This is a genomic window from Candidatus Krumholzibacteriia bacterium, assembly GCA_035649275.1.
GTDB lineage: Bacteria > Krumholzibacteriota > Krumholzibacteriia.
The window spans coordinates 50897-64913 of sequence record DASRJW010000143.1 but is presented as its reverse complement, the minus strand read 5'-3'; the positions used below and the strand labels follow the sequence as shown (position 1 = coordinate 64913).

Here is a 14017-nt window from a genome sequence, read left to right as displayed (position 1 = left end):
GAAGGCGACGAGACCGCAGAGGGCAAGGCTCGTCGCCACGACGAAGCTCCAGACCCAGCGCGACCTCATCCACACCCCTCCCGGTGATCCAGATAGCTCTGCAGGATGAGCACTGCCGCCACCCGGTCCCGCGCCGACCGGGGTGCCCCCGTGCCGCGCAGCACCCTCTCCCCTTGCGCCGTGGACAGGCGCTCGTCCCAGAGGTCCACGGCGATCCCCAGCTCGCGACGCAAGCGGCGGGCCAGCGCTTCCGCGCGCCGTGCGGCGCTGCCCGACCGGCCTGCGAGGGTCAACGGGTGTCCCACGACGACCCGTTCCACGCCGTAGGCTCGCAAAAGTTCCCGAAGGTGGTCAACGAGGTTCGCCCCGTGCCCGGCCTCGAAAGTCGGCAGCCCGAGGGCCACGCGCTGGCCGGGGTCGCTCACCGCCAGGCCCACGCGGCGCTCCCCGGGATCGAGGCCGAGGACGCGCTGCCCCGGCGCCGCCTCAGCCATGCAGCCCCGCTTCCCCGGCGCTCGCCGTCTCCAGCGCCTCCTCCTGCAGCTGCCGCTGCAGCACCAACATGGTCACGTCGTCGGCGGGATCGGCACCGGCGGCGAAGGCCCGCACCTCGTCCAGCACCCCTTGCACGAGATCCTTGGGGCAGAGGGTGTGGGTGCGCCGCAACAGCTCGTAGAGCCTCTCCTCGCCGAAGTCGAGCTCCTCGCCGTCGGTCGCTTCGGTGACCCCGTCGGTGTAGAGGAAGAGCGTATCCCCGACCTCGAAGCGCAGGCGGCCGTCGTGGTAGTGCACGTCGGGGAAGGCACCGAGGACGAGACCGCCGTCGCTCAGCACCGTAGTGCGGCGATCGGCGTGCACCACCACCGGGTAGTTGTGGCCGGCGTTGGCGTAGAGGAGCTCGTGGTTCTCGGTGTCGAGAACGCCATAGAAGAAGGTGGCGAACTTCTCCGGCGAGGTGCTCTCGTAGAGCAAGGTATTGATCCGGGTCAGCACCTGCGCCGGCGATTGCAGGTGCGCCACGTTGGAGCGCAGCGCCGCCCGCAGCGACGACATGAGCAGGGCCGCCGCCATGCCCTTGCCGGAGACGTCGGCGATCGCCAGGTGCAGCCGGCGGTCACCCTCGCTGAAGAGATCGAAGTAGTCGCCGCCGACGGCTTTGCTCGCCAGGCTGACCGCGAAGCTGTCGTAGCCGGGATGGTGCGGGAACGCCGCCGGCAGCAGCCGCCGCTGGATCTCCGTGGCCAGGGAGATCTCCTCTTCGAGGATGCGCTTCTGCACGTTCTCCGACACCAGGCGCACGTTCTCGAGCGACGTGATCACCTGCGACGCCAGCAAGGTGAGGAGCGCCAGGTCCTCGGAGTGGAACCGTCCTCCGGTCAGCTTGGGGCCGACGCCGAGGAAGCCGCGCACCTCGTCCTGGTGCAGGAGCGGCACCAGGAGGTGGTACTGACCGATCCACTCCTGCAGGCGCAGCTTCTCCTTTTCCGCCAGGTCCGGCAGGGCGCGCTCGACCTCGTGCCGCAGCACCGGCTGTCCGCTGGCGGCGAGGAAGCGCAGCAGGCCGTCGAAGCCGTCGCCCGGCTCGATGCTCGCCCGGGCCTCGCCGCGGTCCAGCAAGGGGCCGCCCTCGTGCTGTTCCACCGTGAGGAGCTGCACCCGTTGCACGAGCAGGCTCCGCGCCAGAGTTTCCCCCAGACGGGCGCGCATACCGCGCAGGTCCACCTCGGCGGCGAGCTGGCGACCGAGACCGGCGATGATGCTCTGCGGGTCGCTCTTCTCGCCGCTCCGCAGGACGCCCTCGATGAGATCCTCCACGGTGGTGAGCAGGGGCTGGAAAATGATGATGGAGAGCACGATGAACCCGGCCTCGATGACCTCGGTGGTGGGTCCGAAGACCTGGGCGCTGAAGCGGGTGATCTGCTTCACCACCAGGAGGTAGACGAGGGCGAAGACCAGGGCGGTGGTGCCGTAGAGGATGGAGCGCCGCGCCAGGTTCTGCATGTCCAGGAACTTGTGGCGCACGATGGCATAGGCGATGGTCACGCTCGCCACGATCAAAGCCACGCTGATCAGGAAGACCATGAGGCTGGTGTTGTCCCGATAGGGTCGCAGCAAGGGGAGCAGCACTGCCGCCACGTAGCCCACCACGCCGAGGGCGAGGCCACCGAAGACGATGGCCACCTGGCCGCGCAAGCGCGGCACCACCACGTGCGCCCGGCTGCGCCAGAGCAGCGCCAGCCCGACCCCGGCATAGGCCACGTTGACCAGCGAGAAGAGCTGCTGGTGCACCTTGTTCATGAGTGCCACCACCACGTCCACCAGGCCCATCACGGTGGAGAGGAAATCGGTGATGCCGCCGCTGCCACCGTGCTCCAGCAGGACGTCGAAGGGCCGGGTGAGCCGGGCCGTCTCCCCCAGCAACAGCACCAGCGTCAGGTGGAAGAAGTGCGGGACATAGAGGGCGACCTCCAGCACCTGGCGCCGCCGCACCCAGTGCTGCTGCACCGGGTAGACCAGGGAGAAGTAGAGGAGGGAGGGGAAGAAGAACTCCCAGAGATAGGCGAAGTGACGCAAGTAACCGCCGGCGGCCACCGGACCGGCGGTGGCTTCGCGCAGCTGCAGGAGCTGGCCGAGGGCGCCGAGGATGGTGCCGAGGGCCCCGGAGAAGAGCATGAGGGCCGTCGCCCGGTGCACCGGACTGCGGGGTTGCTCGCGCAGGATGACGACGCCGAAAAAGAGGATGACGACGCCGCCGACCAAGTAGAAAGAAGAAAGGAAGAGCGAATAGCTCATGCGGGAACCTCGCCCTACGGCGGCAGCCGAAGCCAGCCCGGCGAGGAAGCCCTCCCCGACCCGCGGCGCCAACGGGCCGAGACTGCATTCCGGCGCGGTGTCCGGCGACCGCGCATCAATTACCGCGGGCCGCGTCCTTTCGCCCCGAATCGTCCTGGCTCGGGCGGCCGACCTTGCGCAGGTGCACCCGCATGCTGCCGCGCGAGGTGCGGGCGAAGCGGACCTCGTCCATGAACGAACGCATGATGAAAATACCCCGGCCGCGCAACTTGAGCAGATCTTCCGCGGTCAGCTCGCGCTCGTACGGCCGCGGATCGAACCCCTGACCCTCGTCTTCGATGGTGACGTCGATCGCCGCCCCCTGGCCCTGCAACCGCAACAGCACACTCTTGCTGGCGTCGAACTTGTTGGCGTGCTCCATGGCGTTCGCGGCGGCTTCGATCGTCGCGGTGCTGAGGTTGTTGATGTCGTCCTGGGCGAGGCCGAACTCGCTGGAGAAGCTCTGCACCACCGCATCCACGACGCCGAGGAAGCGCAGCTGGCTCGGCAGGCGCAGTTCGATGCTGCCGCGCTGGTCGTCCGACATGCCCTGTCCGCACCTTTCGCGGCCGTGCCGAATAGCCGTCAGGCGAAGCTGGCGATGGCCTCGTCTTCGCGCTCGAACAGCTCGAAACGGGTGGTCAGTCGGGTGATGTGGAGCAAGCTCTGGATGCGCTCGGAGACGTGCACCAGCTTGAGCCTGCCGCCCCCCGTCTGCACCGTCCGGAAGCCGGCGATCAGCACGCCCAGACCGGTGCTGTTCACCCACTTCACGTTTTCCAGGTTCACCAGGAAGTTGGGCTTCCCCGCCGTGAGCAAGGACTGCAGCTTCTCCTGGAAGAGGTCGTGGTCCACACCGCCGACGATCTTGCCGTCGATGTCCAGGACGACGACGCCCCCGACCTCTCGCTGGCGGATGGTCATGCGCGGTCTCCCGGCGCTGAAGGACGCAGCATGGCGAGGGTCGCGGAGAAATCACCCGGCAGCGGGGACTCGAAGGCCACGTCGACCCCCGTCACCGGATGCTGGAAGGACAAGCGCGTCGCATGCAGGGCCTGACGCGGCATGGACTGGAGCGCTCTCCCAGCTTGGACTCTAAGTCCTGGCGCGAGGCGAGTCAAACGGGAATTCCGCCCCCCGTAGGCAGCGTCGCCGAAGACCGGATTCCCGAGGCTCGCCATGTGCACGCGGATCTGATGGGTGCGGCCGGTGTCGAGTCGCACGGCGAGCAGCGTCGTGAAGGCGAAGCGTTCCAGCGTCCGAAAGTGGGTCACCGCGGGCTTGCCGCGACGACTCTTGACGGACATGCGCTGGCGTTGCACCGGATCCCGGCCGATGGGAGCGTCGATCCGCCCGCTCGAGCGCACCGCGCCCCACACCAAGGCGGTGTATTCCCGGCGCACCTGCCGCGACTGCAGCGCCGCCGCCAAGCGCACATGGGCGCGCTCGTTCTTCGCCACCACCAGCAATCCCGAGGTGTCCTTGTCCAAGCGGTGCACGATGCCGGGACGGGCCGCATCGCTGCCGCCCTCGAGCTGGGGCCAATGGTGCAGCAGCGCCTGCACCAGGGTGCCGCGCCGGTTCCCGGCCGCCGGGTGCACCACCATCCCCGCCGGTTTGTCGACGACGATGAGATCGGCATCTTCGTAACGGATGGCGAGCGGGATGGCTTCGGGCTGGAGCTGGAGCGGCTCCGGCGGCGGCAGTCGCACCCGGATGTCGTCCCCTTCCAGGACGCGGTAGGCGCTGCGCACCTTCTTGCCCCGGGCGGTGATGCAACCATCGCGGAGCAGCTTCTGGAAACGCGAGCGGGTGATGTCCGGGAACTGCGAGGCCAGCAAGCGGTCGATGCGCGTGCCCTGCATGGCCGCGTCCACGCGCAGGTGCAGTTCGGCGGACAACTATGTCCTCTGCTCCTGCTTCTCCTGCTTTTCCTTGCAGGGAACGCAGGTGGTGGCGCCGGGCATGCGCTCCAACCGGCGTGCCGGGATGGGTCCGCTGCACACCTCGCAGAAGCCGAAGCTGCCGGCATCGATGCGTTGCAAGGCAGTGCCGAGCTCCTCCAGGCGCTTGCGCTTCTGGCTGGCGAAGAGAAAGGCCTTTTCCCGCTCCATCGTGTCGGTGCCCTGATCGGCCATGTGACTGGCGTAGCTGGAGAGATCCCCGGAAGATTCCCGCGCCGTGGATGCAGTGATCTCCTTGAGGGCTTCCAGCTCCACCCGGATGCGTTCGCTTTCGACTTGCAGCTTCTCGCGCCACTGCTGCAGTTCTTTCGCGTCCAACAGGATCCTCCTCGCTCGCCCTGCGGCGCTCACACCGCGTCCGCACCACGCAGGAACTCGAGCACCAGCCGGCTCAGGACCGGCTCGGCTTCGTTGGCAGTCTTGATGATCTTGGCCACGTCCGCCGGCTGCAGACAATCGGGAAAACACTCGTCCGTGACCACCGTCAGCGCCAGCACCCGCAGGCCCGAGTGCCGGGCCACCAGCACCTCCGGAATCAGGGACATCCCCACCACGTCGGCGCCGAGCTGACGCAGGAAACGATACTCCGCCGCCGTCTCCAGGTTCGGGCCGGCGACGGCCACGAACACTCCTTGGTGCAGGCGGAGCTGCTGTTGCAGCGCCACCGCCTGCAGGCGGCGCAGATAGCCCCGGTCGTAGGGCTCCGACATGTCCGGAAAGCGCTCACCCAGGCGCTCGTCGTTGGCACCGATGAGGGGATTGTCCCCCATCAGGTTGATGTGGTCCACGATGGCCACCAAATCACCCGGACGGTATTGCCCGTTCATGCCCCCGGCCGCGTTGGAAACGACGAGGGAGTCCACCCCGAGGGCCTTCATGACCCGCACCGGGAAAGTGATCTCCTGCATCGTATAGCCCTCGTAGTAGTGCACGCGCCCCTGCATGGCCACGACGTCCTGGCCTCCGAGACGGCCGCTCACCAGGTTGCCCGCGTGGCCTTCGGCGGTGGAGGGCATGAAGTGGGGAATGTCGTCGTAGGGAATCGAGACCGGGGACTCGATGTGTGCCGCCAGGTTGCCGAGCCCGGTGCCGAGGATGAGGCCGAAGCGGGGCGAGCCTTGCAGGCGCTCGCGCAAGAAAGCGCTCGTTTCCTGGATGCGCTCGTAGAGCCCGTTGTCTCGTCCGGCCCGCTCGCGCATAGCTTCGCCTCCAGCGCCTTCTCAAGCCGGCGGCCGCGCCTCACCGCGACGGAGCTCGGCGGGCGCGGTTTCCTGCGAGGGCGACGCCGCAGCGCGTCCCGCTTCCGGCGCCGGACGCCCGTCGCGCGGCGGCGCTTCCCTTCCCGGCTCGGCTTCCTCCGGCGGGCCGAGGGTGGCGTCGGCCTCGACGAATTCCTGGGCGTGGGCTTCGATCATCTCGAGATGGCCGCGCACCAGCCAGCGCAGTCGCCCGAGATAGGCGTCCTTCATGCGCCGCAGCTCCACGAGTTCCCGCCGCAGGCGGATCACGTCCTGGGAGATGCGCACCGTGGCGCGCTGCGCTTGCAGCTCGGCTTCGCGCAGCAGGAGCGCCGCCTCGCGCTGGGCGCTCTCCTTGGACTCGGTCATGACCCGTTCGGCGGTGAGCAAGGTGTCGCGCAGCGCCTTCTCCATGTTGCGGTACTCCGCCAGCTTCTCCTCGAAATCGAGGAGGCGCTGGCGCATTTCCTTGTTCTCCCCCAGCAGCGCCTCGAACTCGCCGGCCACGCTGGTCAGGAAGGCGGTCACCTCGTCGGGATCCATGCCGCGCATGACCCGGCGGAACTGCTGCTCCCGAATGTCGAGCGGCGTCAGCCGCATGCTCGCCCTCCTCGCCTCAGGCTCCGACGAGAGCTCGACCGACACGCACCATGGTCGCGCCCTCCTCGACGGCGATCTCCAAGTCGTCGCTCATCCCCATGGACAGGAGCCGCGGCGCCGGCGGCGGCAACGCCTCGAAGAGGCGGCGCGCTTGCGCGAAGCTGCGGCGCACCGCGTCGTTGTCGCCGCTCCACGGCGCCATGGTCATCAAACCTTGCGGCTCCAGTCCGGGCAGAGCAGCGACGGTGGCGTAGGCCTCGGGAATCGCCTCCGGCGCGAAGCCGTGCTTGCTCGGCTCCACCGAGGTCTTCACTTCCAGCAGGACTGGCAGCCGCCGCCCCAGCCGCTGCGCCCGCAGGTCGAGGGCCCGCGCCAGGGGCAGCGAGTCCAGCGACTGCAGCAGGTGCACCCAGGGCAAGATCTTGTTGATCTTGTTCTCCTGCAGGTGCCCGATCAGATGCCAGCGAACCTCCGGCGGCGCCGCCGCGAGCTTCGGCAGCGCTTCCTGCACCCGGCTCTCGCCGAAATCGCACAGCCCCAGTTCCCACAGGGCTCGTACCATCTCGACGCCGCAGCCCTTGGTGACTGCTACCAGGTGCACGTCCGTCGCCCGGCGGCCGGCCAACGCCGCCGCCTTCTCGAGGCGCTCTCGGACGCGGGCGAGGTTGTCCGCGAGGCTCACACTGCACCCCCGGAAACCGTCGCGCTCGGCGCCGCTCGCTGCAGCCATCGCGGGCAGGCAACTATAGGTTCCGCCCGGAAGCGCCGCAAGGGCGCGAGAGCCACGGCCCGCATGCCTCAGGGACCGGGGTCCGCCGCTGCTGGCGGCCGGCGCCGCAGGGGGCGCGGGGCGCCCGGAGAGGGCGGCGCGAAGAGCGCGCCCTCCTCGGGGAGTTCGAAGCAGGCGCGACAGCGTGGCTCGTAGGTGTCGGCGGCACCGACCACGACCCGCTCGGTGCCGCCGCGCAGGCGTTGCGAGCGCAGTGCCGGCTGGCCGCACTGTACGCAGATGGCTCGCGTCTTGGTGATGTACTCCGCCACCGCCAGGAGCTGCGGCACCGGTTCGAAGGGCTGTCCCCGGTAGTCCTGATCGAGACCGGCCACGATGACGCGCCGGCCCGTGTGCGCCAGACGCTCGCACACCGCCACCAGATCCAGATCCAGGAACTGGGCCTCGTCGATCCCCACCACCTGGGTGTCCTCCTCGAGCTTCTGCAGGATCTCCTGGGCCGAGCGCACGCGCTGCGAGCCCATGCGCTGCTCGCTGTGGGACACGACCTCGGTCTCGGAGTAGCGGGTGTCCACGGCGGGCTTGAACACCTGCACCTTCTGGCGGGCGATCTGGGCTCGCCGCAGGCGGCGGATGAGCTCTTCGCTCTTGCCGCTGAACATGCTGCCGGCGATGACCTCGATCCAGCCGTGTCCGGTGATGCGGTCGGGCGGGGAGTGCATGCGTCGAAGGTAGCAGCGAGGCTTGGGCGGCGTCCACGGGCGCCGATCCCAGAGAAACGGCTCCTCCGCGCGGGCGGAGGAGCCGTTGTTGGTGGAGGCGGCGGGAATCGAACCCGCGTCCGTGAATGCGTCCTCGGGGGAATCTACGTGCGTATCCTGGTTTTTGTTCTCGCGGCGCGGCGCTCCACCAGGCGGGATCGACGCGTCGCCAGTCCCTGTTTTCTCGCCCCGGCCTCCGGGACAGAGTCCGCGGCCAGCCGCAAGTGTATGACGCCGGGACTCCGCCCCCTGCGGCGCGAACGGAGCCGACGGACCTAAACTAGTTAGGCCGCAAGAGCCAACGGTTCGTTAGCTATTGTCTTCCCACCTGTTTTACGAGCCGGTGGAACCTCGACACGCATCCCACGATTCAGCGATCCCGTCGAGACCATTCGCCCCCTTTGGATGCCATCGACGAAGATAGCGCAGACTCGGCGCGCTGGACAAGACCTCGAGCGGCGCGGGTTCCGCACCGCGCCGCGACGTTCCCCGGCAGGAAACGCGTCGCCACACCGGGAAACGCGATCGCCTCCCTAGCGGCGGGAGCACGCGCCTGGAAGCGCCAGCCCCCTTCAACGCACCTGGAAAGACTGGAGGATGAAGTTGACGTCCTGGGAGAGGGCTTGGGCTGTCTGCTGGTCTGCCGGCGTCGGCCGAGCCGGATAGGCCAGGATGCCCACGACCTCGAAAATGTTCTGCTCCCGCTCCAAGGTGAGGAGCATGAACATGACTCGTTTCGGTTCCTCGCCGGCCACGGCGACGTTCTCGGTCACCCCTTGCCATTGCCAGGCCGGGCGACCGCCGAAATCGACTTCCTCGTTCTTGATCACCTTCTCGATGACCTCGTCCAGGTTCTCGACACCGAAAACGTGGGCCAGCTGCTCGCGTCGCTGTTGGGCGATGTCCTGGAGGCTCGCACCTGCCGCCTTCGGGTGGGCGTAGACGCGCACCGATGCCTGCTGCCCGCGCGCCGCGGTGGAGTCGGCGTAAAACGCCATCACCACACCGCCGCCGGGCACGTCCGCACCCTGGCGGAACACCCAGCCAGGAGTTTCGGGGAGCAGCATGCCGACGCCGAGAGAATCGTTCACGTACTGCCCGGGCGCCACTGCGGCGCTCGGCGGCGTCCCCTGAGGCCCGCGACGCAGGACCCACACCGCCACCGCCAATACGACGAGGGCGAGCACGCCGAGGAGAGTGCGTTTCATCCGTCTCCGCTGGTGAGGGCTGGTGCGCCGCCCAGGACTCGAACCTGGAACCTCCTGATTAAGTGTCAGCTGCTCTACCAATTGAGCTAGCGGCGCACGTTTTCGAGAGCAAGGGTCGATCGAGTCTCCGGCTCTGCACCTCTACGTCGCTTCCTGTCCCGTACTCCCTTAAGCCACAGACCCCCCGAAGGAGGGCCCGCTCGCCGGGAGGTTTCCGCAGACCGCGGGGCATCATACACGAAGGGCCTCTCCTGAGTCGCGCCCCGAGCAGCCCTCGTGGAGTCGAGTGGGGTGTGGGGTAGTGGACGAGCCTGGGCGCCAGGGCGAGCCGGCGCTGGTCCGCAGGTGTGGCGAATCCTCGTTCACGGAACAGTTGCTTGACCACGCTCCAGGTCGCGCCTTAGGGCCCGGCGCGACCTTCACGGGTGCGGCGGTTCGAATTGTACCGTGCCGTCCGCGAGACGGGCCCACCAGATGCAGCCATCCGCCGCCGCGGGACCCTCGATGCGTGGCACGCCGTCCTGCAGCACGAGCCGCGACTGGCGCCGGCGCTGCCACCAGTCGGCGACTTGGGCAGGCAAGGCACACCACGCCTGCCGATCCGCCGCCAGGTGCTCGAGCAACACGCCATAACGTTCCCGATCGCGCCGCTGGGTGTTGTAGTCCGGGTGGAAGAGCGCCACGCCCAGCCCGTGCTGCGCGCGCACCCAGGCGGTCTTGGCGCGGCAAGCCTGGAGAACGTCCTGGCGGAGGACATTGATCAAGGTGTGGTCCATGGGCAGCGTGATCGGGATCTCCACCAGTCGCTCGCTCAACATGAACGGGAAGGCGGCGCAGATCCCGCCCCGCTGGGGTTCCAGCGTCGCGTTGTCCATGTAGGAGCTGTCGTGGTCGACGTCGATCTCCGGGAGCCAGTACGGATTGCGGTAGGTGGCTGGCGAGCGGAAGCCGACGACGCCCCAGTCGCGGACGTAGGCGTTGATGCGGTCGCGGCGCCGCTCGAACTCCTGGCGGCTCGAGAACAGCCGGCCCGAATGCTCGAGGCCGTGCACGCCGATTTCGTGGCCGCGCTGCTGCAGGGACTCGAGCTTCTGGACCTCCACCCGATAGCGTTCGGGGACGACGTACCAGCACGACTGCAGGCCGCGCTCTTCCTCGACCTGCGCCAGCGACTCGATCGCTGCGTACCCCAAGCCCGTATCGACATCGTGAGTGAGACACCAGGCCCAGGTCTTCCCGTGGGGCCAGAAGCCGAGGAAAGGCACCTGCTCGATGCCCGCGTCACCCATCGAGGCGGCGAGGAGCGCGGCGAGAAGGTCGGTCAGGGTCGAATCCTGGGGCCAGGCGGGGAAGCGCACCTGCCGCAGGCGGCGCCGCGCATTGAGGCGCTGCAACTCGAGCTGCAGGGCTCGAGGCATGAAGGGCTTGAGGAGGTAGTAGAGCGTCTTGAGGCGCTTGGCGTCGGTGGCCCCGCCGCTCCGATCCCAGCCCACGTAGTGCTCGTACTGCAGGCAGGCGATGGCATCGTCGGGGTCGAAGCGCTCCTGGCCATCGTCGGTCGCGAGCGTCGCGGACGCCGCCGGCGCTCCGAGCTCCCCCTCGTGGGCGTGGAACCAGATCGGCAGGCCGCGATAGCGGCCGTGCCGGAGCGGCGGTCTTCCCTCGCCTCGCTCGGCGGGCAGGTGCCGGAAGTCGGTCCGAGTGGCAACGCCAGCACGCTCACCCATCCGTTCGCCAGCGACCGCGCGGCCCGACATCGCCGTCTCGGCGCTGCCGTCGTTTCCTGCTCCAGCGAGGGGAGGCCCGAGCTTGAAGTGGTCCGCGAGCCGTTGCATCGGCCCTCCACTCGGCCTGTGCGACCCGCCCAGGCTTTCGCCGCGGCCGGCCACGCGTGCCCTCGGCGCGGCAACGCTAGGCGACCACGACCTCGTAGTTTTCCAAGAAGAGCACGTCGACGGCGTTGCGCTTGAGTTCGCTGATGGCGTCGGCGGGGCTGCCCACGATCGGTTCTTCGTGCTTGTTGAAGCTCGTGTTGATGGCGAGGGGCAAGCCGGTCTGCCGCTGGTAGGCACGCAGGGCGCGATAGGTGTACGGGTCGGTGTCGGAGCGCACCGACTGCGGCCGCGCCGTGCCGTCGCGGTGCACCACGCCGGGGGCCTTCTCCCTGCAGAGCGGCGTACATTGCACGCAGATGGTCATGAAGCGCGACGGGTACACCGAGGCCGCGAAGTTCTGGAAGTAGTGCGGCGCCTCTTCCTCGACGATGATCGGCGCGAAGGGCATGAACTCGGTGCGGCAGAGGCGCTTGTTCAACCAGTCCATCATCGTGGTGTCGGTCGGCTCGGCGAGGATGCTCCGGTGCCCCAGAGCCCGCGGGCCGTACTCCATGCGCCCATGGAACACGCCCACGACCTGCTTCTGCGCCATCGCGGTGGCGATCGCCTCCGCCGGCTCCTCGAGCCGCCGCCAGCGGACGCCGCTGCTTTGCTGCAGCGCCGCGCGCATCGACGCTTCGCTCCAGTCGTCGCCCCAGTACACATCGGTGAGCCAGTGCGGGCGGGTCTCGCCGCGCTGGCCCGCGAGCAGCAGGGCGCTCCCCACCGCCATCCCGCCATCCCCCATGTGCGGATGGATGTAGACGCTCTCGATCCCAGGCACCTCGAGTATTTTCTGGTTGAGCCGCACATTGGCGAAGGTACCGCCGGCCAACACCACGTGCGGAATGCGAAAGCGCTCATAGGCGCTGCGGACGGTCTCGACGAAGGCCTCTTCGAGGATGCGTTGCGCCCCGCTCGACACTTCCTCGATGCTGAGGTTGCCGACCTGGGAGCGGGCGTCGGCGAAGGCGTCGCGGAAGGCGAGCTTGCGCAGGTTCTCCATGCCGCCGGTCCGAGCCTTGGTGCCGTACAGGCGCCGGAGGATGGGGTAGGCCTGCTCGCCGTCGGCATAGGCGGCAAGACCGGTGATCTTGCCGCCGTGCCGTTCCGGGTTGAAGCCGCACAGCTGGGTGATGATCTCCCAGAAGATCCCGGCCGAGTTCAGCTTGGAGAAGGTGCTCTTGTTCTCCATGCGACCGCCGCGCGCCACATAGACGCCTCCCGAGATGGCGTCGCCACCCCCGTCGGAGGTCACGATCAGCGCCTCGTCCCGCCCGCAGGTGTAGTAGGCCGAGGCGGCATGGGTCAGGTGGTGGTTGAAGAAGTGCGCCGGCGCGCTGATCCCGGCGGCGTCGAGGTTCTGGCGCAGCTGCGCCTTGTTCTGGCTGAGGAGCTTGAGCACCTGCAGGGCGCCGTAGGTGGCGACCTTGCTGTTCATGACCTCGCCCAACGTGCGCGTCAGGACGGAGTAGACCTTCTGGTGCAAACGGGGCTCCGCCTCGAAGTCGTAGGCCTCGCCGGATTTCTCCACCATGGCCTCGAAGCCGACCGTCACGTGGTCGATGTCCTTGGGGGTGAAGCCCGTGTAGGCGAACAATCGCTGCAACGATTGATGGGGGAACCCGAAGTGCATTTTCTGGCGCGAATAGCGCTCTTCATTGGCCGCGAACAGCACGCGTCCATCGGCCACCAGCGCGACGCCAGCATCCTTGCCGTCATGGACACCGAGGATGTTCACGCACCGACTCCGTGGCTCTCGCTGCGGTCTCTGGGGTGCGCCACGCAACGGCCCATCGGCTGACGAACAGGCGGGGGGTCGGAAAGAAATGGTAAGGGGCCCTCCACCGAGCAGTCAAGGTGGACGACGATGGGGCCGTGATAGAGTGCAGCGGATTGCAGCGGCGGCGCGGCGCTACGCCTGAGGCTCGCACCGCCGCAGGCTCCTCTCCACAGAGGACATCCCATGGACCCGCAGGCGAGCACTCCGGCCGCACCGGTCGAGCCTGCAGCGCGCACTGCGGCCCGGGTGGCGGAGTTCTACGAGCGCCTCATCTTCCCGTCGCGCCGCAGCCACCCGGAATACGCTGGCCTGGTCGCGGTACAGCCAGGACAGCGCGTCGGCGATTTCGGCTGCGGTCAGTCCCTCTTCTACGGAGCACTCCGCCGGCACCAACCGCCGCCGGTCTTCCTGGACCTTAGCATGAGCTCGCTGCGCACCATCGACTACGGCTTGCGGGTGCGCGCCGATCTGAATCGCCTGCCGTTTCCCGATGGCGTCTACGACCGCATCCTCTGCATCGGGGTCCTGCACCATCTGCCGGAGCGGGAGAAGGCGCTGTGCGAGATGGCACGCCTGCTCTCCCCGTCCGGAACGCTCGTGCTGGGGGTTTATGCTCCCGGGAGCCTGCAGTCGCACCTGCGCCGCCTGCACCAATCCTGGAGCGCCAGCCCCTGGCGTGCCCTCCTTCTCCGGGCCACAGCGTTCCTCATCCTGGCCCGCTACCGCGCGCGGGGAAACTCGATCAGCGCGCGCGAAGCCATGACCCGAGCGCGCGATTTCCTCCAGGTTCCGTTCGTGCGTTACGCCGCCCCGGACTCGTACGCAGCCGAGGCCGCGCCGGCGGGTCTACGCTTGCAGGAACGAGACCGCATCGCGGCGATGAACATCTTGGTCTTCCGGCGGTCGTGAGCGCACCTCGAGGAGGGTGACGGGGAAGAGCATGGTCCGGCGAAGCACCGGGGCCACCGTCACGGGGCGGAGACCCAGTCGCATGCGAGCTCACCTGGGGGCCTTGGTGCGCTGCCAG

The 14017-nt window shown here is 68.4% G+C and carries 14 protein-coding genes, 1 tRNA gene and 1 other RNA gene; 1 reads left to right on the top strand and 15 read right to left on the bottom strand.

The window, feature by feature from the left end:
- Window positions 1-65 precede the first annotated feature (65 nt).
- The 15 genes from ruvX to VFE28_16235 form a co-directional block, all read right to left on the bottom strand.
- Window positions 66-494: a Holliday junction resolvase RuvX gene (gene ruvX, locus VFE28_16305; GenBank protein HZM17557.1), complete on the bottom strand. Its 429-nt coding sequence runs from the start codon at window positions 492-494 to the stop codon at window positions 66-68.
- On the bottom strand, window positions 487-2793 hold the full coding sequence (locus VFE28_16300) for a SpoIIE family protein phosphatase (GenBank protein ID HZM17556.1): 2307 nt from the start codon (window positions 2791-2793) through the stop codon (window positions 487-489). The genes ruvX and VFE28_16300 overlap by 8 nt, the downstream gene beginning before the upstream one ends.
- Window positions 2794-2908: 115 nt before the next feature.
- On the bottom strand, window positions 2909-3379 hold the full coding sequence (locus VFE28_16295) for an ATP-binding protein (protein ID HZM17555.1): 471 nt from the start codon (window positions 3377-3379) through the stop codon (window positions 2909-2911).
- Between the two features lie 38 nt (window positions 3380-3417).
- Window positions 3418-3756 (bottom strand): STAS domain-containing protein, encoded by a 339-nt coding sequence (locus VFE28_16290; protein ID HZM17554.1) that lies wholly within the window; start codon window positions 3754-3756, stop codon window positions 3418-3420.
- Window positions 3753-4697 (bottom strand): RluA family pseudouridine synthase, encoded by a 945-nt coding sequence (locus tag VFE28_16285; protein HZM17553.1) that lies wholly within the window; start codon window positions 4695-4697, stop codon window positions 3753-3755. The genes VFE28_16290 and VFE28_16285 overlap by 4 nt, the downstream gene beginning before the upstream one ends.
- 36 nt (window positions 4698-4733) lie before the next feature.
- Window positions 4734-5114: a TraR/DksA C4-type zinc finger protein gene (locus VFE28_16280; GenBank protein ID HZM17552.1), complete on the bottom strand. Its 381-nt coding sequence runs from the start codon at window positions 5112-5114 to the stop codon at window positions 4734-4736.
- A gap of 29 nt (window positions 5115-5143) precedes the next feature.
- On the bottom strand, window positions 5144-5995 hold the full coding sequence (locus VFE28_16275) for a purine-nucleoside phosphorylase (GenBank protein ID HZM17551.1): 852 nt from the start codon (window positions 5993-5995) through the stop codon (window positions 5144-5146).
- A 21-nt stretch (window positions 5996-6016) separates the two neighbouring features.
- Entirely contained in the window at window positions 6017-6634 is a 618-nt protein-coding gene (locus VFE28_16270; GenBank protein ID HZM17550.1) for a DivIVA domain-containing protein, read from the bottom strand.
- 16 nt (window positions 6635-6650) lie between these two features.
- Window positions 6651-7316 (bottom strand): YggS family pyridoxal phosphate-dependent enzyme, encoded by a 666-nt coding sequence (locus VFE28_16265; protein ID HZM17549.1) that lies wholly within the window; start codon window positions 7314-7316, stop codon window positions 6651-6653.
- Window positions 7317-7432: 116 nt separating this feature from the next.
- Complete coding sequence (locus tag VFE28_16260; protein HZM17548.1) at window positions 7433-8086, bottom strand: thymidine kinase; 654 nt, start codon at window positions 8084-8086, stop codon at window positions 7433-7435.
- Between the two features lie 89 nt (window positions 8087-8175).
- Window positions 8176-8525: a transfer-messenger RNA gene (gene ssrA / locus VFE28_16255) on the bottom strand.
- A gap of 172 nt (window positions 8526-8697) precedes the next feature.
- Window positions 8698-9333, bottom strand: coding sequence for a hypothetical protein (locus VFE28_16250; protein HZM17547.1), 636 nt, complete (start codon window positions 9331-9333; stop codon window positions 8698-8700).
- Between the two features lie 20 nt (window positions 9334-9353).
- Window positions 9354-9429 (bottom strand) — tRNA-Lys (locus tag VFE28_16245).
- A 323-nt stretch (window positions 9430-9752) separates the two neighbouring features.
- Window positions 9753-11168: a hypothetical protein gene (locus VFE28_16240; protein ID HZM17546.1), complete on the bottom strand. Its 1416-nt coding sequence runs from the start codon at window positions 11166-11168 to the stop codon at window positions 9753-9755.
- A gap of 76 nt (window positions 11169-11244) precedes the next feature.
- Window positions 11245-12948 carry a carbamoyltransferase C-terminal domain-containing protein gene (locus tag VFE28_16235; GenBank protein HZM17545.1) on the bottom strand — a complete coding sequence of 568 codons (1704 nt, stop codon included), beginning with the start codon at window positions 12946-12948 and terminating at the stop codon, window positions 11245-11247.
- A 225-nt stretch (window positions 12949-13173) separates the two neighbouring features.
- On the opposite strand from VFE28_16235, the gene VFE28_16230 reads away from it, so the two are divergent.
- The gene (locus tag VFE28_16230; protein HZM17544.1) at window positions 13174-13899 is read left to right on the top strand and encodes a class I SAM-dependent methyltransferase; all 726 of its coding nucleotides are present in this window, start codon (window positions 13174-13176) and stop codon (window positions 13897-13899) included.
- Window positions 13900-14017: the final 118 nt, after the last annotated feature.